At 69.9% G+C, this 25,220-nt stretch carries 20 protein-coding genes and 1 pseudogene; 7 read left to right on the top strand and 14 right to left on the bottom strand.

The genetic code is table 11. From position 1 onward, the window contains the following. The coding region (locus RZ84_RS41800) for a phosphotransferase (RefSeq protein WP_241777880.1) at positions 1–309 on the bottom strand (309 nt) is incomplete at its 3' end. Positions 310–528: 219 nt separating this feature from the next. Between RZ84_RS41800 and RZ84_RS27725 the strand changes: the two genes are divergently transcribed. Beyond that, positions 529–672 carry a hypothetical protein gene (locus tag RZ84_RS27725; RefSeq protein ID WP_241777879.1) on the top strand — a complete coding sequence of 48 codons (144 nt, stop codon included), beginning with the start codon at positions 529–531 and terminating at the stop codon, positions 670–672. A gap of 119 nt (positions 673–791) precedes the next feature. Here RZ84_RS27725 and RZ84_RS27720 read toward each other — a convergent pair whose 3' ends face one another. Further along, positions 792–1,646: an alpha/beta fold hydrolase gene (locus RZ84_RS27720; RefSeq protein WP_043266787.1), complete on the bottom strand. Its 855-nt coding sequence runs from the start codon at positions 1,644–1,646 to the stop codon at positions 792–794. A gap of 77 nt (positions 1,647–1,723) precedes the next feature. Between RZ84_RS27720 and RZ84_RS27715 the strand changes: the two genes are divergently transcribed. Continuing rightward, entirely contained in the window at positions 1,724–2,278 is a 555-nt protein-coding gene (locus tag RZ84_RS27715) for a helix-turn-helix domain-containing protein (protein WP_043266785.1), read from the top strand. Between the two features lie 29 nt (positions 2,279–2,307). Here the strand turns inward: RZ84_RS27715 and RZ84_RS27710 are convergent, their stop codons facing one another. The 4 genes from RZ84_RS27710 to RZ84_RS35220 form a co-directional block, all read right to left on the bottom strand. Further along, entirely contained in the window at positions 2,308–2,568 is a 261-nt protein-coding gene (locus RZ84_RS27710; RefSeq protein ID WP_043266783.1) for a hypothetical protein, read from the bottom strand. A gap of 767 nt (positions 2,569–3,335) precedes the next feature. Continuing rightward, positions 3,336–4,406, bottom strand: a complete 1,071-nt coding sequence (locus RZ84_RS27705) for a protein kinase family protein (RefSeq protein ID WP_043266780.1) — start codon at positions 4,404–4,406, stop codon at positions 3,336–3,338. 551 nt (positions 4,407–4,957) lie between these two features. Then, entirely contained in the window at positions 4,958–5,524 is a 567-nt protein-coding gene (locus RZ84_RS27700; RefSeq protein WP_241777878.1) for a glycosyltransferase family 2 protein, read from the bottom strand. Positions 5,525–5,815: 291 nt separating this feature from the next. Continuing rightward, positions 5,816–7,075, bottom strand: a complete 1,260-nt coding sequence (locus RZ84_RS35220) for a phage tail sheath family protein (protein ID WP_157878904.1) — start codon at positions 7,073–7,075, stop codon at positions 5,816–5,818. 632 nt (positions 7,076–7,707) lie between these two features. On the opposite strand from RZ84_RS35220, the gene RZ84_RS27690 reads away from it, so the two are divergent. Both RZ84_RS27690 and RZ84_RS42530 read left to right on the top strand, forming a co-directional pair. Beyond that, positions 7,708–8,073: a VOC family protein gene (locus RZ84_RS27690; RefSeq protein ID WP_043266777.1), complete on the top strand. Its 366-nt coding sequence runs from the start codon at positions 7,708–7,710 to the stop codon at positions 8,071–8,073. Continuing rightward, on the top strand, positions 7,986–8,354 hold the full coding sequence (locus RZ84_RS42530) for an ATP-binding protein (RefSeq protein ID WP_347232810.1): 369 nt from the start codon (positions 7,986–7,988) through the stop codon (positions 8,352–8,354). Before RZ84_RS27690 ends, RZ84_RS42530 begins: the two co-directional genes overlap by 88 nt. A 139-nt stretch (positions 8,355–8,493) precedes the next feature. Here RZ84_RS42530 and RZ84_RS27685 read toward each other — a convergent pair whose 3' ends face one another. The 5 genes and pseudogenes from RZ84_RS27685 to RZ84_RS27665 all read right to left on the bottom strand — a co-directional run bounded on the left by RZ84_RS27685 (position 8,494) and on the right by RZ84_RS27665 (position 14,719). After that, complete coding sequence (locus RZ84_RS27685; RefSeq protein WP_043266774.1) at positions 8,494–8,901, bottom strand: hypothetical protein; 408 nt, start codon at positions 8,899–8,901, stop codon at positions 8,494–8,496. A 528-nt stretch (positions 8,902–9,429) separates the two neighbouring features. Next, positions 9,430–10,857, bottom strand: a pseudogene (locus tag RZ84_RS27680) (NAD(P)/FAD-dependent oxidoreductase). A gap of 194 nt (positions 10,858–11,051) precedes the next feature. After that, the gene (locus tag RZ84_RS27675) at positions 11,052–11,636 is read right to left on the bottom strand and encodes a GrpB family protein (RefSeq protein WP_078894252.1); all 585 of its coding nucleotides are present in this window, start codon (positions 11,634–11,636) and stop codon (positions 11,052–11,054) included. A gap of 341 nt (positions 11,637–11,977) precedes the next feature. Then, positions 11,978–13,183 carry a S8 family peptidase gene (locus RZ84_RS27670; protein WP_043266772.1) on the bottom strand — a complete coding sequence of 402 codons (1,206 nt, stop codon included), beginning with the start codon at positions 13,181–13,183 and terminating at the stop codon, positions 11,978–11,980. Positions 13,184–13,510: 327 nt separating this feature from the next. After that, complete coding sequence (locus RZ84_RS27665; RefSeq protein WP_043266770.1) at positions 13,511–14,719, bottom strand: macrolide family glycosyltransferase; 1,209 nt, start codon at positions 14,717–14,719, stop codon at positions 13,511–13,513. Between the two features lie 244 nt (positions 14,720–14,963). Between RZ84_RS27665 and RZ84_RS27660 the strand changes: the two genes are divergently transcribed. After that, on the top strand, positions 14,964–15,854 hold the full coding sequence (locus RZ84_RS27660) for an aminoglycoside phosphotransferase family protein (RefSeq protein WP_043266768.1): 891 nt from the start codon (positions 14,964–14,966) through the stop codon (positions 15,852–15,854). Positions 15,855–15,915: 61 nt separating this feature from the next. Here RZ84_RS27660 and RZ84_RS27655 read toward each other — a convergent pair whose 3' ends face one another. Together RZ84_RS27655 and RZ84_RS27650 are read right to left on the bottom strand one after the other, a co-directional pair. Continuing rightward, a complete protein-coding gene (locus RZ84_RS27655) occupies positions 15,916–16,629 on the bottom strand; it encodes an exonuclease domain-containing protein (RefSeq protein WP_043266765.1) in 714 nt (237 codons plus the stop codon). Positions 16,630–16,828: 199 nt separating this feature from the next. After that, positions 16,829–18,079 carry an SAV2148 family HEPN domain-containing protein gene (locus tag RZ84_RS27650; protein WP_043266763.1) on the bottom strand — a complete coding sequence of 417 codons (1,251 nt, stop codon included), beginning with the start codon at positions 18,077–18,079 and terminating at the stop codon, positions 16,829–16,831. A gap of 585 nt (positions 18,080–18,664) precedes the next feature. Here RZ84_RS27650 and glgX point away from each other — a divergent pair. After that, a complete protein-coding gene (gene glgX, locus RZ84_RS27645) occupies positions 18,665–20,896 on the top strand; it encodes a glycogen debranching protein GlgX (RefSeq protein WP_043266761.1) in 2,232 nt (743 codons plus the stop codon). 33 nt (positions 20,897–20,929) lie between these two features. On the opposite strand, the gene RZ84_RS27640 is transcribed toward glgX, so the two are convergent. Next, a complete protein-coding gene (locus RZ84_RS27640) occupies positions 20,930–22,276 on the bottom strand; it encodes an MFS transporter (RefSeq protein ID WP_043266759.1) in 1,347 nt (448 codons plus the stop codon). A 163-nt stretch (positions 22,277–22,439) separates the two neighbouring features. On the opposite strand from RZ84_RS27640, the gene treY reads away from it, so the two are divergent. After that, positions 22,440–25,028, top strand: coding sequence for a malto-oligosyltrehalose synthase (treY, locus tag RZ84_RS27635; RefSeq protein ID WP_043266757.1), 2,589 nt, complete (start codon positions 22,440–22,442; stop codon positions 25,026–25,028). Positions 25,029–25,220 lie beyond the last annotated feature (192 nt).

Here is a 25,220-nt window from a genome sequence, read left to right as displayed (position 1 = left end):
GGGAACCCACGTCATCACGGTCCAGTGCTTGGGGAAGCGCTCGGACGGTTCGCCGAACCGCACCGGGGTCGGTACCGGGAGCGGCAGGCGCGGGGCCAGCACGGGTAGCCACCGCCGCTCCTTGAGCTGGAGCTCCGGGGTGGGGTCCATGCGCTGCATGCGCACAGTCAACTCATCCCCGAGGCGCCACATTTGGTTGCCCCAGCCGCCCGCCACCTCGCGGATGGCCAGCCCTGCAAGGTCTGGATGTTGCTCCTGCAGCAGGTCGCGGACCAGGTCTGCGGTGATCTCGATCTCGGTCTCGGTCATGCGAAGTCACAGTACCGAGGCGGCAGGCGGAGCGGCTCTCGCTCTCCGGAACATCTCGCAGTGATTCCTCTGGCATCACCGATTCGGTTTCAGAGAGCTGCAGATCAGAGGCTTTGGGACGGACCGGCCCCAAAGTTCAGAGAAGCCTGTCTGACCTGCCCGGTCTTCCCCACCGGGCCCGAGTTCCTGCCGGAGCTTCGCGAACAGCGCACCCGCACCTTGACGCTGATCGACAACGCCACCAACTGCGGGCACACCCGCGTCGCCGAGATGAACCAGCAGGTCGCCGACAACCTCGACCGCATGATCGGCGAGCTGGAGGACGACCAAGACAAGGGCGAGGAGGCCGCGGATGCCAGCTGACAACTCCCACCTCATCGTCGCCGAGCCCGAACCCGGCCTGTTCACCTACGCCAAGCCGACACCAGCCGCCCCAGAGGCCAACTCAAACTGACATCCGGCGAAGCCCGCACACCTCCCCCTCAAGCCGACCGGACGCGCCGGCTCGGAGCCCGGTCGAGGAGGTGTCCGACCCTGTCCGCGACGATCCCCGGCTGCTCAGCCTGGATGAAGTGCCCCGAGTCGACCTTTTCGAACCGCCCATCCGGCAGCGTCTGGACCCAACGTCGCTGATGTTCAGCGATGACGGCGTGCTGCTGTCCCCGTCCCTTCACGGGGCGGGATGCCGAAAGCAGGACGGTCGGACATGCCGGAAGGCCGGGCGGCTCGGCGCGGAGCTGAGGGATGGCTGCGGCCACGGCCTTGAGCTCTTTCCTCGTTTGCGCGATGCCGGCTGGAGTGAGGTCCTCGGCGAGCATGGTCGCGTAGGTGTCCGCCGGGAAGACGCGGCGGATGTTCCCGCTGACCATGCGGGCCAGCGAGCGTGACCGGACCAGCGCCTGCGTCACGCCCATGGCACGGTCGACCTTGGCGGCGGTCTGGTCGAAAGTGTTGTAGACGGGCGCGCTCTCCGGCGTGGGATCGAGCAGCAACAGCCCCCGCAGCCGTGGCCCCAGACGTTCCACGGAGCGGCGCGAGACCAGCCCGCCCATGCTGTGTGCGACGAGCACGAAGGGGCCGGGGACGACCGCCTCGACCATGGCGACCAGGTCCGCGGCCATGTCGTCGATGCCCAGTTGCACCGCTGTCCGGCCACTGCGGCCGAAGCCGGCACGGTCGTAGGCCACCAATCGCCCTCGATCCGTCAGCAGCGGCAGCACGGGGTCCCAGCAGGTACGCCCCAGGCCCTGGCCGGCTTCAAAGACCACCCACTGCGGCCCCGAACCGGACTCCTCGACATAGACGGACCGACCGTTCACCTGCACCGCCCGCCCCACTGCCTGCCTCATGTTCCCCTCCCATGGCACTACGTTTTCAATTTCGATAACGGTATCGCATGTGAAACAGTAGCGTCATGGACACAGTCGACCTGCTTCTCCACCCTGTGCGTCTGCGAGTGGTGCACGCGCTTGCCGGCGGCCGGGTGCTGACCACCTCGCAGCTGTGCGCGCGCATGCCCGAGGTGTCGAAGGTGACCATGTACCGGCACGTCGCCCTGCTGACCGAGGCGGGCTTCCTGGAGGTCGCCGCGGAGCAGCGGGTGCGCGGCGCCGTCGAGCGGCACTATCGCCTCCGTCAGGACCGCCCCGTGGTCGACATCGACGCGGCTGCCGCGATGTCGCTGGACGACCACCGCCGGGGCTTCGCCGCCGCCATGGCCGTGCTGATCGCGGAGTTCAACACCTACCTCGACCGCGACGGCGCCGACCCGGTCGCCGACTCGGTCTCCTACCGCCAGGGCACCCTATGGCTCAACCCGGACGAACTCACCGAGATGAACCACAAGTTGCTCGCGATTCTGGGCCCCCTGCTCGCCAACCAGCCAGAGCCAGGCCGCGCACCGTACCTCCTCAGCCGGATCTTCTTCCCATCTGAGCAGGCACCCTCTGACGAGGACCGGCCCGGCTGACAAACGCCCACACAACCAATGCCGCGAAGTTAAGGGGCAGGAGGGAACGTCAACGGGTCGGGGGTCGTGAGTTTGTAGGCGCCGCGGGTGACACGTTTGAGCAGGCCGAGGCGGGTCCAGGTTCCCAGTTGGGTGCCGAGCGCGAAGTGGTGGTGCGCGTCGGCATGGATGTCGAAGGTGCCCGAGGCCGAGGCGATGCCGGCGGACACGGCGGCGATGGCGCCAGCGGTGGCCGCGGCGATGGCAGCGCGGGCTCTGGTGTTCGTCTTCTTCTTGTGCGAGGTGGTCATGTGGGGGTCTCCTAGGGACGGACGGAGATTCTGTGACCCGGTGCGGGCCCCGGGCCGCCGACCGGGGCCGGCCGGCGGAGCTTGGAGGGGGAGGCGGGGTGCGCCTGAGATCCGGTGGTGCCGGGCGCGGGCATACGGAGCAGCGCAGGCCGGCGCTCGTACGGAACCGTTGCGACGCGTGCCGTGCTGTGGTGGCCGACGTGGACCCGGCGAGCCTGCTGACCAGTGGCCTACGGAGCTGTTTTTCAACGTCCCTGTGAGACAAGGAAGTTCAACAAGTGAGCCCGGTCGGCGGCAGGCGGCACGGCGCGGAGTGGTGGGTCGAAGGGCGCGTGGCTATCGCGCGGGGCGACAGGTGCCCGGGACGGCGCCAGGTGTGCCCGTCGTTAGAGGGCGGGGTGCGGCAGCGGGTGCGCCGGAGCGGCACGGTCGGGATCGAGGCGAGGTCCGCAACGGAGTCTCCTTCTGGCGCCACCGACCGCGGCGTCCACGAGCTGTCGCAGGTACCAGCCGTGTACCCGGTCCGACGCACTACCGTAGGGCGGACAGTCCGCACCCTCCGAGCGCGCCCGCGCATGCATCATGACCACCCCGGCCACAGCCCGCTCGACCAACTCCACTACGACACCAGCCAGATGAGGGAACAACACCTCGAAACTCCGCGAAGAACACGCGAGCCGTGATCACAGCCACCATCTTTCCCACGCGAGTGAGACGCGAGCCTGCGAAGAGTCACGCGGCTTCCTCCTGATGACCCCGACGGCGCATCAGACGATGGAGCTGCTGTCCCGCTGTCCGATCCAGCGGATCGCCTCCAGCGGGTAGGGGGTTGCCCGGCTCTCCTGCCGGAGTTTGCTATAGAAGTCCACCATCACTGCGGCAATCGGCGCATAGCGGGCGAAGACTGCCGCGACCGCCGCCGGCATTTCCCCCGGGGACGCCCCCTGGGCGCACGCGCACACAAACGCCTTGCGTTCTTCCGGTCCGTACCCGTACAGAGCGACTGCCAGCCAAGTCACCAGATGCGTGACGGTGTAACACCGGTCGTAGGTGTGGTGCTGGACGAAGAAGTCGGCCTCGTCCTGTGTGAGCTCGAAGCGGGAGGAGATCGCGAGCCCGTAGTCCGCGAAGAAGAGCCGCCGGCCGTCGGTCAGGATGTTCTCGAAGTGGGCGTCGAAGTGCAGCAGCCCGCGGGCGTTCATAAACGAGGTCCCGGCTTCCAGCTCCTCCTCCACCATGAGGCAGGCCCGCTCGGCCACCTCGTCACCGGCCCGGACCTGGACGCCCAACCAGTCATGCAAGTTCTGCGGGATGTACTCCAGAAACAGCATGAGGCTCGCCGAAGACTGCTGGAGAGCCTCGATCCGGCGACGCACCCCCGACCCGCCTCCCCAGTAGGCCACGGCCCGTTCCACATCGGCCAGTTCCTCGGGAAGCGGTTGCTTGGGACCCGGTAGCACCCGCCAGTGGTACATCAACGGGAAGCCCTCATAATCCCCCGCGAGCACCCAGTTCGTCGTCATGGTCTGCACGGCCAGCTCCCGCCAGGCCCCGAACCCCGGGCCGCCAATACTGCCGATACCGTACTGACAGAAGACCGGCAGACCGAACAAATTCGCGGTGGAGTGAACGTTCTCCGGCCGCCGCTCCAGATCGGTCAGGGGTATCTGCTTCACGAAGACCGAGGTTCCGTCGACCTCCAGCAGCACAGATTTCCCGCCTATGCCGGAACCGATCGGTGTAGCCGCGTCGACGAGCTCGCGCAGTCTGCGATCACTGCACAGCGCCAGCGATGTGGAAACTGCACCGTGGCCGGCAAGACGCGCACCGCGGGACATGTCAGGGCTCTTCACCTATGCCTCCAGCCGGACACCCGCCTCTTCTCGCGCAGCCGCTTCAGCGGATACCGGGGCAGGCGCTGTCGTAACCCTCTCACGTCGGATGATGACCATGATCCCTTGCGAGCCGTGACCACAGCCACCGCTGACACCGGCTGCGTCACAAGATCAGCGCCAGAGCCCGGAATTCGCACACTGCAGGTACGGACACCGAGACAGCGAACGCACCCCCAGCCACCGGCTCGGAAGCGACGACGCAGTAGCTCAGGAGAGCTGGAAGCACTCGGCGAAACGCTGGACCTATTGCCGGTCACCACACCGGCGGGCACGTCGACAGTCCTGCACCAACGATCTCGACGCGACCCGGCGCCGGCCAGCTGACCCTTGCGTCACCATCGCCGCTTCCTGAATGTCCATCAGAAAAGTCAGCATCGGGTCAGCATCAGCCCTGCCAGACCCGGTTCCACCCTGCCGAACGCGCACATGCCGAGAGCGACAGATTCAGCACCTCTGACCTGCATGTTTGCCGCCCAACCAGGGGCATCATAGAGTCACTCCCCCAAGGGCATGCAGATGTAGTCCATGTCCTCGACGATGGTCCGCTCGGGGAAACCGCCGAAGGCGGTCAGCGTGTCGCGGCGGAACACCGAGCAGCAACCCGAGCACACCATGGGGCTGTTGGCGCGGGCCTGGATGGGCCGCTGCCAGTGGAAGCCGAACAGATACTCCGTGGAGCGTCCGCGTTCCCACACCGTGCGGGTGTAGCGGGTGCGGACGGTGCCCGCCGCGACCGTGACATCGGGGTCGTCGAAGACCGGGAGGATCCGGGCGAGGTAGTCCGGGGCGAGGACGGTGTCCGCGTCGACGGCCAGGACGAGGTCGGTGGTGCAGTGCGGCAGTGCGTGGTTCTGCGCCCTGGCCTTGCTGCCGAGGCGGTGCGGCGGGCGCAGCACGGTCACTCCGTGCGATGCGGCGACTTCTCCGGTGCGGTCCGTGGAGCCGTCGTCCACGACCAGGATCCGGTCGGGCGGGACGGTTTGCCGCGCGAGGGATTCCAGCGTGGCCGGAAGGCCCTCTTCTTCGTTGTGAGCGGGAACGATGACGGTGACGGTGTGCATGATGAGCTTCCCCCTGTCCTGCGGATCGCGCTGACCACGACGCAGACGATGCCGATCGCGCCGTAGATGATGGTGCTGATGCCGATGAACGGCAGTCCTCCGTGCATGTGTGACCGGACACCACGGTTTGCGAATCAGCTGGCGCATCAGCGCTGGTGGTCCACCTCTATGGACACGACGGTTTGCGAGTCCTGGACTCGATAGTTTTGCGAGGGGCCCTGGCGGCCACCTCGGGCACTCAATTCTCGGATGTGCAAACGGCCGTGGTCCAGCTTGGCGGAGCGGCCCAGGTTAGGTGGTGGCGCCGGCAGCCTGGGTGATCCTGAAGTGGATGAATTCGGCGGGCCGGACAGGGGCGACGTAGACGTCCGCGTTCACTTCGCCCCTGTCGATCGTCTCCTGGGTGTTGGTGCTGTCATTGCAGATGACGTTGAAGGCTTGATCAGGCATCGAACCCTGGAGGGCTCCCTGGCGCCACTGGTCCGTAAGGAACGCTTCGACGGATTGACGCAGCGTGGCCCACAGGTGCTCGTCGTTGGGTTCGAAGACGGCCCACGTGGTGGACTGCTTGATGGAGTCGGACAGGAAGCACACGAGCCGACGGACGTTGATGTACCGCCAGTCGAGGTCGTCGGCGGCAGCGAGGGTGCGTGCGCCCCACACTAGGATCCCCTTGCCCGGGAAGGTGCGTAGGCAGTTCACGCCTTGGTTGTAGAGGTCCCCATTCTGAGTGTCGTTCAGCGTCACGGCCAGGGATACGACGTTCCCGAGGTCCGTGTTGGCGGGTGCCTTGAATACGCCGCGGTTCGCGTCGGTGCGCGCCCATACGCCGGCGACGTGGCCGCACGGAGGAACCGTTCGTGACCTCCCGTCCAGGCCCGGCACCGTCACCCATGGGTAATACAGCGTCGCGAACTGCTTCTGTTCATTGCCCGTCACCAGGTCCGGTGCGGTGGACATAGGGGTGCCGGTGGGGTCGTGGCGAATGTCCAGGATCGCCACGCGGTTTTGCATCTTCGCGCAGTGAGCGGCGATCTTCTGAGCGCTCTCGGCGAGTTCCTGGTCCGTGGTGGCCCTGGCCGCGGCGTCCGGCGCCGCGACCATGTGGACATCGGGCACCTTCTCCAGCTGTTGAAGGCCGGTGTCGAGCGCCGTCACGAGAGAGGCGAACTCGTCATCGTGCACCCGCAGCGGAACGATGTAGCAGGAGGAGCCGCCGTTGGCGAAGAACCCGTACACCGCCTCCGCCAGCGGCACCCCTCGATCCAGCGTGGTGGGCGCCTCGGGTGTCCGCCCTCCGGTGACAGCAGAAAGGACGCCCAGGGCCGCATCCTCGCAGTGTTGGACGACCTTCCCCACCTCACCGACAAGACCCGTGTGCGCCTCAGCCGCGTAGCGGTCCGAAAACTCCTTCCAACTCCTCACCTGGGACGGCGTGTAGAAGCCGAGTTCATCGTTGCCCTCCCGGTGGGCGAGGCCGAGAAAGGCTGGAGTCGACGTTCCGGCACCACTGATGACGTGGACGCCGCTGGTGGACTCCTTGACGTACACGCCGGGGGCAAGGTTGCGAGGCTGAATGGGCACGGGGCTCCTCTGCTCATGCTGTCGGGTGTTCCTCTCCCTCTCCACCTTTCTCTCAGCGTATACACCCGCCTACTCTGGGTCACATTCCGGCCGCGTTTCGATGGTCGGGGCGTCACGCACGCTCAGCCGGGCCAGCTGAATCACTCAGGGGCCAATACGGCCGCTCAGTCACAGTCACGCAGAGTCGCCAACTATGGCGCTCGCAAACTGTGGGGTCCATTCACAAACCGTGATGTCCGGTCACAGCATGTCACCGACGGTAGTCGCAGCACCCCGCCATCGGTTCCGGAGGGAGCCTTCTGTGGATAACTCCGCGCAGGGGAAAATGAATTGCCGGCTCGTCGCACATGTGACTGAGCGCTTCACATGGCGGGTGTGCGCCCGAGTTGGCGGGGCTGTGTATTTCATTGGCGGGTCTCCGGGGCGGCGGCGACGATGCCGCTTACAACGGCTTCGGCACCGCCGCAGTTCTCTGTCAGTTACGTTTGCTGGAGCGTGCCCGATGAGTCGGAGCGCAGGCGAGTGCCACTGCGCCCGGCCGGGAGCGGATGAATGAAAAACTGCGCGACAACCCCCTTGCGATAGTGGAGGGTTGGCGCATGCTAGATCATATCGCCATCCAGGTGCACGACATCGCGGCCAGCGCCGATTTCTACGACGCCGTACTCGCCCCGTTGGGTGGCGAGCGTAAGAAGCAGTTCGGCGAGAACATCAGCTTCGGAGTCACGGGCCACCCGTTGTGGCTGGTCCCCGCGACCGACCCGGTGCCTGCGCGCGAGCTGCACATCGCATTCGCCGCAGCTGACCGCGCCGCCGTGGACGGCTTCTACGCAGCGGCCCTCGCAGTGGGTGCCGAGGTCCTGCACGCGCCCCGGCTCTGGCCGGACTACCACGAGTCCTACTACGGAGCCTTTGTCCGCGATCCCGACGGGAACAACGTCGAGGCCGTCTGCCATCGGCCCTAGAACGTCCCCACCGACGCGAGTGGAACTCGATCTTCAACGAGCCGAGGCTCTGCGCAGCCATCGCCGACCGGATTACCTTCCGCTGCACGCGGATCCAGACCGGCACCGAGTCCTACCGCCGGACGGCAAGCAGATCACGAGGCGGCCAGGCGGTCCCTCTGCGAGGTCGAGGCAGGTCCAGACGAATGTCTCCGGCCTGGCCGGCAGCTGCTGCTGCTCAGCCAAGGTGCCCTTGCCCACGACCCGGACGAGTTGGCGGGCGGGAGAGACGTCAGCCCTGAGCCGGGTGGTGATTCTGCTTGCGGTTCGGTTCGGCGTCGTTGGACGCGTAGCCGAACGGCAGCGGGCTGTCCTCAGGCGGCTTCCGCGAGAACGACCGGGGCCACTTGGGGCCAGTGGTGCGGCACAGCTATATCCCAGTCAGCCGAGGATTCCCCTGATGCGGTCGTCGACATCACCATGCGGGGGCTTGAAGGTGACGGACTGCCCGGGCTGGATAGTCGCGGTCTTGGTAGTGCCGTTGCTGAAGGTTGCCGTCATCGTCGCCGCTTCGGTGCTCAGCGCGCTATTGGTGCACACGCTGTCGACGGTGCCGGGCGGCGTGCTCTCCGTCTCCTGCGGGTCCAGGTCGGTGAGTACGAACAGATTGTCGCCGATGAGGTTGTTGTTGACGTCGTAGTCGACACAGTTGACGGTGTCCTCGGCGAGTTGCGCGGCGTGCGGGGCCGAAGCGTAGGCAGCGGCTGCGGCCGGAGTGGCCAGGGGCAGGGCGAGGGAGAAAACCGCGGCGGTGGCCGTCAGCGCTGCGGTGGCACGTATAGGGGCCATGGAGCTTCTCCTTGGAGAGCGGAAACCGAGGAAGGCAGCCGCAGCCAGGACGGGCTGACTGTACGCTACAGGCGCCAGACTCCCCAGCTCGGAAGTCTGTTGAGGGCGATCGCGGTGGCGTTGGCCCAGTGAGCTGGCGAGCGCCTCACCTGCCAAGCCCGCCACTTCGCAGCATCCGACGACCCGCCGCCGTCGGAAAGGGCGTACAGCCCCGGCACGTGGAGCGGCACCCTGCCCGCCGGATGCGCCGTCTCACCCCCCGCGCCACGGCGCGCCCCTCCTCATGCCAGGCTCGTTTGCCTCGACGAGTGGCAGGGCAAGCCGACTGCCAGGAGCCTACGGCGTCACGAGAAGCGGGAATCAGCAGGTGACAGTCAGCAAGAGCTCCGCGACTCGCCAACTCTGACGCTGAGCCTCGCCAACTCAAGCGCTCATCCGCCACGTGGAGCGCTCAGTCACTGTGACTGAGCGCTCCAGTTGGCGGATGAGCGGTGTAGTTGACGGGGTCCCTGGTCAACAGGGGCGGTTCTACGCCCGGCTGGAGCGACGGAGGTAACGCAGCGCCGCTTGGGCTGCGTGGGCGCCGCACATGCCGTGCGCGCCCGGTCCCGGCGGTGTAGCGGCCGAGCAGATGTACATGCCAGGGATGCCGATGTCGTAGGGAGAGAGTGTGGGCCGAGGGCCGAAGACGAGTTGGCGTACGTCCTTAGCGCCGGTGACGATGTCGCCGCCCACGTAGTTGGGGTTGTAGGCGGGCATGTCCGCGGTGGACCGCGATACCTGCCCGACGATGCGTTCCCGGAAACCGGGGGCGAACCGCTCGATCTGGCCGATCACCGCCTCGGTGGCATCGCCAGTGAAGCCGTGAGGCACGTGCGCGTAGCTGTAGACCGGGTGGATGTCGCCCACCGAGCGCTGCGGGTCGGCTAGATACTGCTGGCCGACCAGGACGAACGGGCGCTCGGGCATCCGGCCTGCGTGGATGTCCCGTTCGGTGGCGGCGATCTCTGCGTAGGGGCCGCCGAGATGGAGGGTGCCAGCCCGGTGGGCGTCCGGGTTCATCCAGGGGACGCCGCCGTCGACCGCAAAGTCGACCTTGAAGGCGCCCGGGGCATGCCTAAAGCGGCGGTAGGCGCGGGTGACGCGTGGCGGCAGCTGGTCGACGAGGATGTCGGCGACGGCCCGGGGAGCGAGGTCGAACATCGTGACGCTGGCAGGGGGCAGGTCACATGCGTGCTGTACCTCGATGCCGGTCTCGATCTTGCCGCCGTGTTCGGCGAGGACTGCGGCCAGCGCCGTCGAGATCGACCGCGAGCCGCCGGCGGCGACGGGCCAACCGTGTTGGTGCCCGGCAGTGATGATGCCCAGGGCGATGGCGGAGGTGAGCGGGTAGTGCAGCGGCCGGAACGCGTGCGCTGCCACGCCGCCGAACAACGCCCGACCTCATTCGGTGGTAAACAGCCGGGCGATGGCGGAGCCTGGCAGCAGTGTCGGCAGGCCGAACCGGGCCAGGGCGAGCGGATGCTTGGGCAGGCGTAGCAAGGGCCCCATGATGTCCTCGCTCAACGCATCGAAGCGGGCCGCGGGCCCGGCGAACGCCAGACGCCAGCGCGGACCGTCCTGTTCGAGCCCGGCGGCAGTCTCCTCGGCCGAGCGGTGCAGCACACCGGCCTCGCCGCCATCGAGCGGGTGGACACAGTCGATCTCTGACCAGCGCCAGGCCAGCCCGTGCCGCTCAAGGTCGAGGCTCTGCAGGAAGGCCGATCCGACGGCCATGGGGTGGATGGCCGAACAGTGATCGTGCAGTAGCCCTGGAATGATCGCTTCGCCCGAACGGGTGCCGCCACCGATCTCCACGGCCGCCTCCAGTACGGTGACCTGAACCCCCGCCCGTGCAAGGACAACAGCAGCGGCGAGCCCGTTGGGCCCGCTGCCGACGACGATCGCGGTACTCACGCGAGCAACCGTAGCCGCCCCGGCCCGGACCAATCTCCGCCGCTCCCGCCGGGCGCAGAACCACCCTCTTGACCAGGTGAGCCGTGACAGGGTAGTTGGAACTGGTGGAACGTGGTGACCTGGCCGTCCTAAGCATGTGTGACACGCTTGTTGGAACTGATTTGCCACACTGTTTGGAACCAGGCAGCCAGTTGTCATTCTTGTTGGAACTGGCTTGCCTGCCAGCCCGTTTCAAAGGCCCATCGTTCGGCCCCATCCATCAGAACCTCAGTGGCGGGGGCCTTGATCTGCCCCTTCTCCAAGAGGTCCGGCACGCTCACTGCCAGCCTTTGCTTGAACGCACCCCACGCCTCACGAGCAGTTCCGTCCGCGCGCAGATAGTCCCGGAACAACAGGGCAAAGCGGGTGTTTGGGCCAGCGCTGTCCCGAAGGTGGACATTGCTGCGGCGCGCACCGATGGGCGGCGCGAAAACGAGCTTGCGACACCGCTGTCCAGGCGACACCTCATGGTGATTCCACGGTTCGGGTCGACAGCGGAAGCCGATCGCGGCGAGCAGTGGAACGTCCCGCGCCTCGTCGATCGATGTCATCCGCACCTGTACGTCGATGCAGCCCTTGGCCGGCAGACCCGGCACCGAGGTGGAGCCCACATGGTCGACAGCGACCGCAAGGTCACCGAGGGCATCCCGCAACTGCCCGGCCAATCGCTCGAACTCCCGCGGCCACTCCGGCCGATACTCAACCACTGTGACCTGACTGGGCTCATCGGGGAACGGCACGGCTCCGTACGCTACAGCCCGGAGAGGGGAGCACCCAGACGGTGAGGCTTGTCGGTGGCCCGCAACCTCATCGCTCGGCTATCAGCCCGAGTACTTCAATGGTAGGCATCGACTCAAGATCGATTCTTGCGCGGGAGCTCCGGTTCCAACCACTATGGCCAGGTTCCAACTAACGTGTCACTGCTCACCAGGGACTCCGTCAACTACAACGCTCAGTCCTGTCAACTACACCGCTCATCCGCCAACTGGAGCGCTCAGTCACAGCACAACGGCGCCCGGCCGCCGCGCCCCGTGGGGGAGAGCGCGACGGCCGGCGTGCGGTGCTGAGCGACGGAAGCCAGCTACTTCACGATCTTCAGCAGCTTGTTGGGCGTGCCCTGGCCCGGGTTGCTGATCTTGTCGGAGGTGGCGCCGTCCGTCAGCGCCTTGTCCACGTCGGCCGGCTTGGCGTCCTTGTGGCCGGCCAGGTAGAGCGCGGCGGCGCCGGTGACGTGCGGGGTCGCCATGGACGTACCGGAGAGGGTCTTGGTGGCGTCGTCGCTGGAGTTCCAGTCCGAGACGATGTCGGAGCCCGGAGCGTAGATGTGGACGGCCTTGCCGTAGTTGGAGAAGTCGGACTGCTGGTCGTCCTTGGTGCTGGACGCCACCGTGATGGCCTCCTTGACGCGCGCCGGGGAGCTCTGGCCCGCGTCGGTGGACTCGTTGCCGGCCGCCACGGCGAAGGTGACGCCGGAGTCGATGGCCTTCTTCACCGCCGCGTCGATCGCCTCGTCCGCGCCGCCGCCGAGCGACATGTTGGCGACCGAGGGGCCCTTGTGGTTCTTGGTGACCCAGTCGATGCCCGCCACGACCTGCTCGGTGCTGCCGGAGCCCTGACCGTCCAGCACCTTGACGGCGACCAGCTTGGCCTTCTTGGCCACACCGTAGGCGGTACCGGCGATGGTGCCCGAGACATGGGTGCCGTGGCCGTTGTCGTCCTCGGCCTTGTCGCTCTTGTCGATGGCGTTGAAGCCGTACGACGCGCGACCGCCGAAGTCCTTGTGGCTGATGTGGATACCGGTGTCGATGACGTAGGCGGTGACGCCCTCGCCCGCGCTGTCCGGGTAGTTGTACTTGCCGTCGCCCTTGGTGTCCGTCTGGTCGATGCGGTCCAGGCCCCACGACGGCGGGTTCTCCTGGGTGCCGTCGATGTGGAACGTGTGGTTCTGCACGACCTTGTCGACGGCCGGGTCGGCGGCGAGGTGCTTGGCGTCGTCGTCGGACAGGCCGTTGGCCGAGAAGCCGTTGATGGCGGAGGAGAAGGTCCGCTTGACCTTGCCACCGTACTTGGCGGCCAAGTCGCCGCTCTCGGTGGCGTGTACGGACTTCTTCAGCATGACGATGTAGCTGCCCTTGACGGCGCCCTTGGCCTCGGCGCCGTAGACCTTGCCTTCGGCGGCGGGCGACGCACCCGCGGTGACCGCGGTGACGGCGGCGATACCAGTGGCGGCCACCACGGCGGATATCGCCGTGACGAGCCGTTTCTTGCTGGAACGCTTGTGAGCCATTGCGAGGGTTCTCCTCGTTCGTGGTGTGGGGGGAAGCGTTGCTCAACAGCCCTGAGGGACCGGGAAGATCTCCTTCGGACTGGTTCGAAACCTTGTCGGATTACCGAGGTCAATTCAAGGGCCGCCGGGCCGTGTGAGATTGACAACAACCCTGCGAAAATGCAAAGGACCGCAGAACTGGTCAAAAGCAGCAGGGGAGTTGACGACGTGCGACTCAACTCCGTTTACGTTTACGCAATGTACGGGGACAGCTGACGCGCTGTTTGCACCATCAACTGCCCTTCTGTGGCAGGCATGTTCGCCGCAGGATCCGGCCACCGGGTGGGATCAGACCGGCAGTTGCGCCTCGATGAGATCCGCCGCCCGCCGGCTGCCGCCCTCGTTCGCCGTCTCCCGGCGGATCCGCTCGGCGGTCGCGGCCACCTCGGGGTCGCCCACGAGCGCGAGCACCGCGTCCCGCAGCGCCCCCGCGATCGCCTCCTCCTTCGGCAGGTGCCGGGCGACGCCCAGTGCCTGGAGTGTGTCGGCGTTCATGAACTGGTCGGCGGCCTGCGGTACGCACACCATCGGCACCCCGTTCACCAGCCCCTCCTGACTGCCGCCCATCCCGGCGTGGGTGATGAAGGCGTCCGCCTGGCGGAGCACCGCCGGCTGCGGAATCCAGTCGCTCACCGCGAAGTTGCCCGGGATCTCGCCGAGTTGGGATTGATCGGTGAACTTCCCGGTCTGCATCACCACGTACCAGTCCGTCAGCCCGCCGAACGCCTCGATGTAGGCCCGGTAGAAGTCCGGGGAATCGGTGAAGACCGAACCGAGGGAGACCACCAGCACCTTGGTGCCGGGCGCGAGGTCGGCCGGACGCCGCCAGTCACCCGCGGCGGAGCGGTCGTCCCCGCAGGAGCCGACGAAGGTGAAGACGCTGTCGTCGACCCGGTCGGCGTTCGGCTGCATGGCCCTGGGGATCAGGACCAGGGCGCGGCCGGGCCGGGACGCCAGCCGGTCGGGGTCGGTGAGCGCGGCCATGCCGTTGTCCGCCAGCCAGGTCCGGAAGCGCGCGTAGTAGGCCCGACCGCGCTCGGTGCCGAGGAGTTGGGCCCGTATCGCCGCCCCCGCCTCCTCCTCGTACCCCTCCCAGGCGACCATGTGCGGGGTCAGCTGGATGGCGGGCACGCCCCAGCGGTGGGCGAGCAGCGGCGCGGGATAGGCCGCGGTGTCGTGCAGGACGAGGTCCGGGGTGTCGCCCTCGTAGGCGGCGGTGAGCTGTGGGAGCGCCTGGATCCCGTCGTCGAGGAACAGTTCGAGGTGGTCGATGAGTTCGGCGCCCCACGCCTGCGGGCTCTCGTCGGTGGGCAGGGTGGTGGTCCACGGGCGGGGTTCGGCTCCGGTGGCGGCGACGAGGTCGGCGAAGGCGGGCGGGACGGCGTAGGCGACGCGGTGGCCGCGCTCGACGAGTTCCCGGATGACGCCGAGGTTGGGCCTGACGTGACCGTGGGCCGCGACGCTGAACATGGCGATGTGCGAGGGGTGGTGAGGCATGCCCCGCACGCTATGCGAGACGATACGTATCGTGCAATGTCATTGTGGTGACCATCCGGGGGCCGGACGGGCGCCAACTACCCTTCTCCCCAACGGCGTTCGCCGCTGCCGACGTGCCGCTCGCGCCCGGCGTCCCGGCCGCGGCCCACGCGGGGCGGCCGGACGGAGCGCGCCCCGGGGCCCTCCGATCCCGTCGGGGGCACCTGCGACACTGGTCGCGAGTACGCACCGCAGGAGGCACCCGATGACCGAACCCAGCCCCGCCGCCTTCACGGAGGCGCGCGCCCGGGACGTGCTGGCCGCGGCCGGGCACCCGGACGCGGCGGCGGACGCCCCGCTGCTCTCGCTGGGCGAGAACGCCGTCTTCGCCCTCGGCGAGCGCGGTCCGGTCGTACGGGTGGGCCGCAGCGCCGAACTACTGGAGCGCGCCGAGCGGGAACTGCGCGTGGCCCGGTGGCTGGCGGACGAGGGCGTGCCGGCCGTTCGGGCCGCGGAGCCGGTGGCCACGCTCGTCGAGGGCCATCCGGTGACCTACTGGCAGCGCCTGCCGGAGGCCGTCCGGCCCGCCGGACCGGACGATCTCGCCGCACTGCTGCGGCTCGTCCACGCGTTGCCGGAACCGCCCTTCGCACTCCCCCGGCGGGAGCTCCTGGACGGTGTCGAGCGCTGGCTGCGGCTGGCCGGCGATGCCGTGTCCGCGTCCGACGCGGAGTATCTGCGCGGGCGGCGGGATGCGTTCGCGGCGGCTGCGTCGGCGCTGGAGCCGCATCTGCCGCGCGGGCCGATCCACGGTGACGCGCTGCCCCGCAACGTCCATGTCGGGCCCGATGGCCCGGTGTTGGTCGACCTGGAGACCTTCTCCTCCGATCTGCGCGAGCACGACCTCGTGGTGATGGCGCTGAGCCGGGACCGCTACGGCCTGGGCGCGGACGCCTATGGCGCCTTCGTGTCCGCCTACGGCTGGGACGTCCGGGACTGGGCGGGCTGCGCGGTGCTGCGCGGGTCCCGGGAGACGGCGAGCTGTGCCTGGGTCTCCCAGCACGCGGCCGGGAACCCGGCCGCGCTCAAGGAGTTCCGGCGCCGGATCGCCTCCCTGCGCGAGCAGGACGCGACGGTGCGGTGGTATCCCTTCTGAGCCGGCGGCCCGCCGCACGCACCGCCGGGGGCGGACCGGTGGTGCGTGGCGCCGCCGCGGCTCAGCGCTGGTACGGGATCAGCGGCCAGGCCGCCTCGACTATCGCCTCCGCGTTGCCGGTACGGCGCAAGTACGCCTGGAACGAGGCGGCCTGCTCGGCGGCGGCCTCCTCCTGGAGGGTGTGCAGGGCGCGCGGCGAGGGCAGGGCGACGGCCGGGTACTTCTCACCGATACGCCGGGCGACCCCGGCCGCTGCCACCGCGTCGGCGCCCGCCTCATGGGCGCCGTCCAGCCGCACGCCGTAATGCCCGCAGAGCGCCTGGAGGGCGCGCTTGCCTTTGCGGTAGCGGTCGACGTGCTTGTCCAGGATCAGGGGGTCGATGATCGGGGCCGGCTCGTGGCCCAGCCGCTCGGTCAGGGTCGGCACGCCGTGGCGGCGGCACTCGCGGTCGAGGAGCGAGAGGTCGTAGCGGGCGTTCATCACCACGAGCGGGACATCCGCGCGCAGGACCGCGGCGAGGGCTTCGGTGATGTCCTCGACGGCGGTCGCGGGCGGGCTGCCGTGCTTCTGGACATATGCGGTCGACATGCCGTGTATCTCCGCGGCTTCGTCGGGGATCGGCACGCCGGGGTCGAGCAGCCAGGACCGCGCTCCGTCGGCCCGGCCGTCCCCGTCCAGCCGGATCAGCGCGGCGGTGACGATGCGGTCGTGCTCTATGTCGGTGCCGGTGGTCTCCAGGTCGAAGCCGGCCAGCGGGCCCTGATGCCAGCTCATGCCGGCACCCCGCACCCGCCCGGCCCGCGCCTCTCCTCGATCGCCTCGCTACGCTCACCCATGCGGATCTCCTTCGGTGGTACTTCCCCCGTTGCCCGACCACTCTCGCACGCACCACTGACAAGCGGCCGGCCGCCCGCGTGCGGGCGCCCCGCGGCAGGGCGTCGCCCCGTAGCAGCGCTCCCGGACGGCCGCTCCCTCAGGAGACCGGCCGCGAGTCCGCCCACACGCTCTCGAACTCCTCGCGGTAGATCTCGAAGAGGCCGTGGTCGCCGTCCCGGCCGTCGCGGGCGTCCTGGCGGACCACCTCGCGGGCGCTGCCGCGCAGTACGAGCACGGGGGATTCCATGCCGCGGCTCTTGCGGAGGTAGGGCTGGACCACGGCTATTCCGTCGGGGCCGTCGCCGTCGACGAGGTAGGCGTTGAAGCGCGGGGTCTCGTCGAAGACCTGGATCTCGAAGGCGCCGGGGTCGCGCAGCCGGGCCCGCACGCGCCGCATGTGCAGGATGTTCATCTCGATGGAGCGGCTCATCTCGCCCTTTTTGAGGCCGATTTCCCGCTCCCGGCGGCGGACCGCGCTGCTGGCCGGGTTGAGGAAGAGGAGCCGTACGCGGCAGCCGGACTCGGCGAGCCGGACCAGCCGGCGGCCGGAGTAGTTCTGGACGAGCAGGTTGAGTCCTATGCCCACCGCGTCGAGGCGGCGGGCGCCGCCGAAGAGGTCCTCCGCGGGGAGCTGGCGCTGGAGCCGGACTCGGTCGGGGTGGACGCCGATGACGTCGGCGTAGCGGTCGCCCACCAGGTCCTCGACGGCGTCGATGGGCAGCCGTCCGGAAATACGGGTGCCGGCGCCGGAGCCGAGGATGTCCAGCAGGCGGGCGGAGGCGCGCTCGGCCTGGGCAAGGACGGTCTCCGACAGCGCGCGGTTGCGGGAGACGATGTTGCGGGCGACCTCCAGTTCGTCCAGGGCCAGCTCGACATCGCGCCGGTCGTCCACGTAGGGCTCGAAGCAGGGCCAGTGCTGGACCATCAGTTCGCGGAGTTGCGGGAGGGTGAGGAAGCTGACGATGTTGTCGTCGGCGGGGTCGAGGAGGTAGCCCTTGCGCCGGCTGACCTCGCGGACCGCCACCGCGCGCTGCACCCACTCCTGGCCCGCGGGCCCGGCCGCGGCGATGACCCATTCGTCCCCGTGCACCGGCTCGTAGATGGGGCGCAGTACGGCCGATACGACGGCTCGTAGGCGCTGCTCGACGAGATTCAGCCAGATGTAGGCGCGTCCGGCCCGGCGGGCGCGGGTGCGTACCTCGCTCCAGGCGTCGGCCCCCCAGTCCAGCTCCGCACCGATCTCCAGCGGTCTCGCCAGGGAAACCGCGCCGGGCGGTGCGTCCACGGAGCCGCCCTCCTGGCCCTCGTGACTCTCGTCACCAGGGGGCAACTCCAGCCCGCCGCTCACCTGCCACCGCCTTCCGAACCCCCGTGCCAACGATCAAGGCAGACTACTGCGGCGCGGAGGGCGGTGCAGCCGGATGGATCGAGTCGGCTGCCAACTCCCCTTATTCATAGTGCACGTTGTGACCGGAAAGCGCGGCCGGAGTGAGCGGATTCATAACCGTGCGCCGGGCCGTGGGCGGGGTCCGGCCACGCGAAGGGGTGTTCCGGCGGACGCCCGTTGACCCGGCCGCGGGAGGCGGCGAACGGCGCGGACCGGGCGAATGGCCAGGTTGCCGCTGGTGAAGTGGGCGCATGTGCGGTAGTCCGTGGCGGAGATGCGGCGTTTGGTGTAGCTGGAGTCCGTCCGGTGCCGCCCCCCCCCCCGTGACCCGCCCGGCGGGCGCCCGCCGGGCGCGGATGTCCCGTCGACCCCTCCGGTAGGACGATCGGACATGGCTGTGGAGATACCCCCTATTCAGCGGAGATCTCGCGAAAAGCCCGCAGTATCCGGCAAGTTGCGACAAGTTACGGAAGGATGCCCATTCGGTCCGCGGACGTGTGTCGTGGAGTCGCCGCAGCCCCGTGGAGAAAGTGGAAGAGTCTACGCATGCAGGTCTGGCCGGGACAGATGTATCCGCTGGGTGCCACCTACGACGGTGCGGGCACCAACTTCGCGGTGTTCTCCGAAGCCGCCACACGCATCGAACTGTGTCTGCTGCACGACGACGGGTCGGAGACCGCCGTCGAGCTGCGCGAGTCCGACGCCTTCGTGCGGCACGCCTATCTGCCGGGGGTGATGCCGGGGCAGCGCTACGGCTTCCGGGCGCACGGTCCCTACGAGCCCGAGCGCGGCCACCGCTGCAATTCCGCCAAGCTGCTGCTCGACCCGTACGCGCGGGCGATGAGCGGTGTGATCGACTGGGACGAGGCGGTCTACGGCTACCACTTCGGCCGCCCCGAGGTGCGCAACGACCTCGACTCGGCGCCGCACACCATGGCGTCGGTGGTGGTCAATCCGTACTTCGACTGGGCCGACGACCGCCCGCCGCGCACCGCGTACCACGAGACGGTGCTCTACGAGGCCCATGTGAAGGGCCTGACGATGCGTCACCCGGAGCTGCCCGACGAGCTGCGCGGCACGTACGCGGCGCTGGCGCATCCGGCGATCATCGACCACCTGACGAAACTGGGGGTCACGGCCCTGGAGCTGATGCCGGTGCACCAGTTCGTCCAGGATCACCGGCTGGTGGACGCGGGGCTGTCCAACTACTGGGGCTACAACACCATCGGCTTCTTCGCCCCGCACAACGCCTACGCCTCCTGGGGGGACCGCGGGCAGCAGGTGCTGGAGTTCAAGACGGCGGTACGGGCGCTGCACCAGGCGGGCATCGAGGTGATCCTCGACGTCGTCTACAACCACACGGCCGAGGGCAGCCACCTGGGGCCGACGCTGTCGTTCCGGGGGCTGGACAACGCCTCGTACTACCGGCTGTCGGAGGACCGGCAGTACTACACGGACACCACGGGCACCGGCAACTCCCTGCTGATGCGCAGTCCGCACGTGCTCCAGCTGGTGATGGACTCGCTGCGCTACTGGGTGCAGGAGATGCATGTGGACGGGTTCCGCTTCGATCTGGCGGCGACGCTGGCCCGGCAGTTCCACGAGGTGGACCGGCTGTCGTCGTTCTTCGACCTGGTGCACCAGGACCCGGTCGTCAGCCAGGTGAAGCTGATCGCCGAGCCGTGGGACGTCGGGGAGGGCGGCTACCAGGTGGGGAACTTCCCGCCGCTGTGGACGGAATGGAACGGGAAGTACCGGGATACCGTGCGGGACCTGTGGCGCGGCGAACCGCGCACACTGGCGGAGTTCGGGTCCCGGCTGGCCGGTTCGTCGGACCTCTACCAGGAGGACGGGCGGCGTCCGCTCGCCTCCGTCAACTTCGTCACCTGCCACGACGGCTTCACCCTGCGCGACCTGGTCTCGTACAACGACAAGCACAACGAGGACAACGGCGAGGACAATCGGGACGGCGAGCGCTTCAACCGGTCCTGGAACTGCGGGCTGGAGGGGCCGACCGACGACCCCTCGGTGCGGCGGCTGCGGGCCCGTCAGATGCGGAACTTCCTGGCCACGCTGATGCTGTCGCAGGGCGTGCCGATGCTCAGCCACGGCGACGAGTTCGGGCGCAGCCAGCGCGGCAACAACAACGCGTACTGCCAGGACAACGAACTGTCGTGGGTGCGCTGGCCGGAGCCGGCGGCGGCCGGCGGCGATCACGGGGCCGGCGCCGGTGACGATGCGGCCGGGGCAGACGGGCCAGACGGGGCGGCGATGCCGCAGGGTGCCGGGGGCGCGGACGGGGCGGCCGAGCCGGACGAGGAGCGGGAGCTGCTGGAGTTCGTCCGGCGGATGGTGTGGCTGCGGCGGGACCATCCCGTCTTCCGGCGGCGGCGGTTCTTCCAGGGGCACCCGATGGAGGGCACCCATGACGAACTCTCCGACATCGCCTGGTTCACCGCGGCGGGCACGGAGATGGGACCGCGCGACTGGCAGTCGGTGCACGCCAAGTCGCTGGCGGTCTTCCTCAACGGCAGCTCGATCTCCGAACCGGGGCCGCGCGGCGAGCCGGTCACCGACGACTCGTTCCTGCTGATGTTCAACGCCCACGACCAGGAGAAGGAGTTCACGGTGCCGGAGCATCTGGGCCGGCAGTGGCAGGTCGTGGTGGACACCGACCGGCCGCGGGCGGTGGCGGACGGCGCCGGCGCCAAGGTCAAGGCGGGCGACCGGCTGACGCTCGTCGGGCGCAGCCTGCTGGTGCTGCAACGGCCGGCGTGACGGCGTCCCGCAGCGGCGTCCCTTAGTACAGCCCTAGGGTGCCGGGATGTCCGCGGTCGGTTCCCGCGCGGGCCGGGAGCCGCGTACCGGCGGTGCGGGCGGGGCGCCGGCGCGGGTGGTGAGGGCGACGACGAGGATGAGCACGGCGGCGCCGACGGCGACCGCGAAGGCGGCGGACGGCCCGTGGGCGTCGGCGAGCCGGCCGGAGACGGCCAGGGCGAGGGCCTGGCCGCCGACCACGGCACTGGTGAGGAAGGCCATCGATTCGGCCAGCCGGGTGGCGGGCACCAGCCGTTCGGTGAGGCCGAAGACGGTGATCAGGTGCGGGGCGAAGGCCACCCCGAGCACCACGACGACCGGATAGAGCGCGCCCAGCGACCGGACGAAGAGCAGCGGCGTGCAGAGCGCGATCAGTGCCACGGCCGCTGCCCGCCAGCGGGCCGGGAGCCCGATCCGGTCCGGCACCAGGGCCAGTGAGATCCCGGCGACCGCGCTCATCACGCCCATCGCCGCGTAGACCAGCCCCGCCTGGGCGGGCTGGTGGAGGCGCTCGGTGAGCGCGGTGATGCCGGCCTGGCAGGCGCCGAACATGGCGCCCTGGAGCGCCACCGAGAGCCGCAGGGCGTGTACGGCGCGGGGCGTCCTCGTACGGGCCGGGCGGCCGGGCGGCGGGTCCCCGGCGGGTCCCGCGGACCGGCCGGCGGGGGGCCGCGACGCGGCCGCCGGGCGCACCGCGGATGCCGTCGGGTGCACAGCGAGCCCCACCGGCCGCACCGCGAGCGCCGTCGGGTGCAGCGCGAAGGCCGAGCCGCAGACCGCCAGCAGCACCGCGGCCAGCGCCAGCGCCACGGCCGGGTGGGCGACCGACGCGGCCAGCCCCACCAGGGCCGGGCCGAGCACGAAGGACGCCTCGTCCAGCGTGCCCTCCAGGGACAGCGCGGCACCGACCACCTGGTCGCCGACCGCCGCCCGGTGGGCGAGGGCGACGAGCCGGGTGCGGGCCAGCGGACCGATCTGCGGCACGCTCGCCCCGGCCAGCAGGCCGATCAGGGCGAGCGGCAACGTCGCGAGACCGGCGAGGGAGGTGACCACCAGGGCGGCGACCGCGAGCGCGTTGACCCAGCAGGCGGCGAGCACCACGGGGCGCTGCCCGTGCCGGTCGGCGAGCCGGCCGATCAGCGGGCCGGCGGCCGTCTGCCCCGCCGCCAGGGCACCGCCGACCAGCCCCGCGGTGGTCAGCGAACCGCTGGTCTCGGCCACCAGCAGCAGACTGCCGAGCTGGCACATGGCGGTCGGCAGCCGCCCCAGGAAGGAGACGACGGGCAGCAGCGGCCCGCCGAGCGCGATCACCCGGCGGTAGGTGGCTGTGACAGCGGTCATCACCCGACGCTATCGGGGCACGGCGGGGAACCGTACCGGCCGGGCATACGAAGATCCGCGGCCCCGCCGCCCCGAGGTGTGGACGAAAACACGACATGCGGAGCGGCCCGAGTTGACGCGACACGATGACACAACGGGCCGCGAGCGGGGTACGGGTGTTCCCATGAGGCAGCCCACGAGTCCGTCGCCGACCGCCACCTACCGGCTGCAGCTCCAGCCGGAGTTCCCGTTCGCCGCCGCCGAGCGGGCCGTCCCGTACATCGCCGCGCTCGGGGTGTCGCATCTGCACCTGTCGCCGGTGCTGGAGGCGGTACCGGGGTCCGCGCACGGCTACGACGTGACCGACCACACGGTGGTCCGGGCCGAACTGGGCGGTGAGGAGGGCCTGCGGGCGCTGGCGGCGACGGCCCGGTCGCACGGCCTCGGGCTGATCGCCGACATCGTGCCGAACCACATGGCGGTGCCCGCGCCGATGTCGCTGAACGGCCCGCTGTGGGAGGTGCTGCGCGACGGCCCGGCGTCACCGTACGCGCGCTGGTTCGACATCGACTGGGACGGCGGGCACCGGCACCGGCTGCTGCTGCCCGTACTGGAAGGGCGGATCGGCGACGAGCTGGGGCGGTTCGCGGTCGAGGGGCGGGTGCTGCGCTACCGGGGGCACGCCTTTCCGCTGCGGCCCGGGACGGAACGGCTGCCGATGGGGCGGCTGCTGGCGGCGCAGTGGTACCGGCTGGCGTGGTGGCGGCTGGCCCGCACCGAGCTCAACTACCGCCGTTTCTTCACCATTTCGGAGCTGATCGGGGTCCGGGTCGAGGACCCCGAGGTCTTCGAGGCGACGCACGGCACGGTGCTGCGGCTGCTGCGCGAGGGCGTCATCGAGGGGCTGCGGATCGACCACCCGGACGGACTGGCGGACCCCGCCGGCTATCTGGCGCGGCTGCGGGAGCGCACCGGCGGGCGCTGGACGGTGGTGGAGAAGATCCTGACCGGTGCCGAGCGGCTGCCGGCCGGCTGGGCGTGCGCGGGGACCACCGGCTACGACGCGCTGCGGCACATCGACGGGCTGTTCGTCTGCCCGCAGGGCGCCGGGCGGCTCTTCTCGCACTACCGGGACTTCGTCACCCCGCTGGCCGACGAGGGCGGCGACTGGGAGGAGACGGTGCGCCGGGCCGCCTACGAGGTGGTGACGCACGATCTGGCCGCGGAGGTGGCGCGGCTGGTGCGCACCGCGGCCCGGATCAGCGAGCGGGCACCGCGGCCGGGCGACCATGCGCCATGGGCGCTGCGCCGGGCGATCCGCGAACTCCTGGTGCGGCTACCGGTCTACCGGCCGTACGCGGGGCAGGGCGCGGATGCCGCGCGTGCGGCGGCCGACGCGGCGATGCTGAACGCGGCGGCCGAGCGGGCGCGGACCGCGTTCCGGGTACCGGAGGAGGCGGCGGCGGTGGACCTGGTCCGCGATCTGGCGCTGGGGCGGTTCGGGGGCGGCACCGGGGAGGCCACGGACACCGCCACCGCGCATGCCGAGGACACGGGGAACGCCGCGGCTGCCGCGAACGCCGAAGACACCGCGAACGCGGACGACGCAGAGAACGCGGTGAACCCGGAGAACGCCGAGGACATCGCGGACTTCGCGGCGCGGTTCGCCCAGACCGCGTCCGCGCTGCACGCCAAGTCCGTTGAGGACACCGCCTTCTACCGCTATCCGGTGCTGCTGTCGGCCTGCGAGGTCGGTGGCGATCCGGGGGAACCCGCGCTGGGCCCCGGGACGTTCCACGAGTACTGCGCGCGGTTGCAGCGGGACTGGCCGGCGGGCGGCACGGTGCTGTCCACGCACGACACCAAGCGCAGTGCCGATGTGCGGGCGCGGATCGCGGTGCTCTCCGAGTGCCCGGACCGCTGGCGGGATGTGCTGGGGGAGGTGGCCGACGGGAGCCGGCTCGCGGAGGGCGCGGTTCCGGTGGATCCGATGGCGACGTGGACGGCCTGGCAGACCGCGTTCGGGCTGGGGTCGCCCCCGACCGGCGACGGCTCGGAGAGGGTGACACCCGCGGTCCTCAAGGCCGTGCGGGAGGCCGGGCTGCGGACGTCCTGGACGGAGCCGGACGTGGCGTACGAGGAGGCGGTGGCGGAGTTCGTCCGCGGCGGGCCGTGCGGTTCGGCAGCCGCGGCGCTGGCCGCGCTGGATGCCGAACTCGCCCCGTTCGTACGGGCGAACGTCCTGGGGGCGACGCTGCTGCACCTCACCATGCCCGGCGTCCCCGACCTCTACCAGGGCACCGAGCGGGAGTACGCGGCGCTGGTCGACCCGGACAACCGGCGGCCCGTGCGGTTCCGGTCCGAGCCGCCGGACGGACCGGACGGACCGGAGGGCGGGATCGCACCGGGCGATCTGTCGGCCGAGAAGCTGCGGCTGACGACGGTCGCGCTGCGGCTGCGGCGCGACCATCCGGAGTGGTTCGGCGCCGCCGCGCCGTACCGGCCGCTGACCGCGGAGGGCCCGGCGGCGGAGCACTGCGTGGCCTTCGCGCGCGGCGGGCGGGTGGTGACGGCGGTGACCCGGCTGTCACTGCGGCTGGTGGAGACGGGCGGCTGGTGGGACACCGTACTGCGGCTGCCGCCCGGCGGCACCTGGCGCGAACTGCTGACCGGCCGCACACTGGCGGGCGGCACGGCGGTGGCGGTGCAGGAGCTGCTGGCGGGGTGGCCGGTGGCCCTGCTCGTACGGGAGCAGCCGGCCGCCCGCGGCTGATGGCGCAACGGCGGTCCGGCGGGGCGGAGTTGCACCGGCGCTGAGCCCGCGGCCCGTCACCGGTTAATTCGGTTGCGCGTGGGCGTACGGCTGGCACGATCGGCCCGTACGCCCGTTTCCGCCGACCAAGGAGCCCGGAATGCGCCGATTCCCCGGAACGACTCATCGCCCCAGCCGGACGACAGTTCTCGA

The organism is Streptomyces sp. CT34 (assembly GCF_000805335.1).
Lineage (GTDB): Bacteria > Actinomycetota > Actinomycetes > Streptomycetales > Streptomycetaceae > Streptomyces.
This window is presented reverse-complemented; position numbering and strand designations above follow the sequence as displayed.

Bases quoted from the DNA above. Each gene is read 5' to 3' on its own strand.
- RZ84_RS27665 (WP_043266770.1), bottom strand. From the start codon at position 14,719: ATGCCTCACCACCCCTCGCACATCGCCATGTTCAGCGTCGCGGCCCAC.
- RZ84_RS27715 (WP_043266785.1), top strand. From the start codon at position 1,724: ATGGACACAGTCGACCTGCTTCTCCACCCTGTGCGTCTGCGAGTGGTG.
- RZ84_RS27660 (WP_043266768.1), top strand. From the start codon at position 14,964: ATGACCGAACCCAGCCCCGCCGCCTTCACGGAGGCGCGCGCCCGGGAC.
- RZ84_RS27655 (WP_043266765.1), bottom strand. From the start codon at position 16,629: ATGAGCTGGCATCAGGGCCCGCTGGCCGGCTTCGACCTGGAGACCACC.
- glgX (WP_043266761.1), top strand. From the start codon at position 18,665: ATGCAGGTCTGGCCGGGACAGATGTATCCGCTGGGTGCCACCTACGAC.
- RZ84_RS27685 (WP_043266774.1), bottom strand. From the start codon at position 8,901: ATGGCCCCTATACGTGCCACCGCAGCGCTGACGGCCACCGCCGCGGTT.
- RZ84_RS27705 (WP_043266780.1), bottom strand. From the start codon at position 4,406: ATGTCCCGCGGTGCGCGTCTTGCCGGCCACGGTGCAGTTTCCACATCG.
- RZ84_RS27670 (WP_043266772.1), bottom strand. From the start codon at position 13,183: ATGGCTCACAAGCGTTCCAGCAAGAAACGGCTCGTCACGGCGATATCC.
- treY (WP_043266757.1), top strand. From the start codon at position 22,440: ATGAGGCAGCCCACGAGTCCGTCGCCGACCGCCACCTACCGGCTGCAG.
- RZ84_RS27640 (WP_043266759.1), bottom strand. From the start codon at position 22,276: ATGACCGCTGTCACAGCCACCTACCGCCGGGTGATCGCGCTCGGCGGG.
- RZ84_RS27710 (WP_043266783.1), bottom strand. From the start codon at position 2,568: ATGACCACCTCGCACAAGAAGAAGACGAACACCAGAGCCCGCGCTGCC.
- RZ84_RS27700 (WP_241777878.1), bottom strand. From the start codon at position 5,524: ATGCACACCGTCACCGTCATCGTTCCCGCTCACAACGAAGAAGAGGGC.
- RZ84_RS27690 (WP_043266777.1), top strand. From the start codon at position 7,708: ATGCTAGATCATATCGCCATCCAGGTGCACGACATCGCGGCCAGCGCC.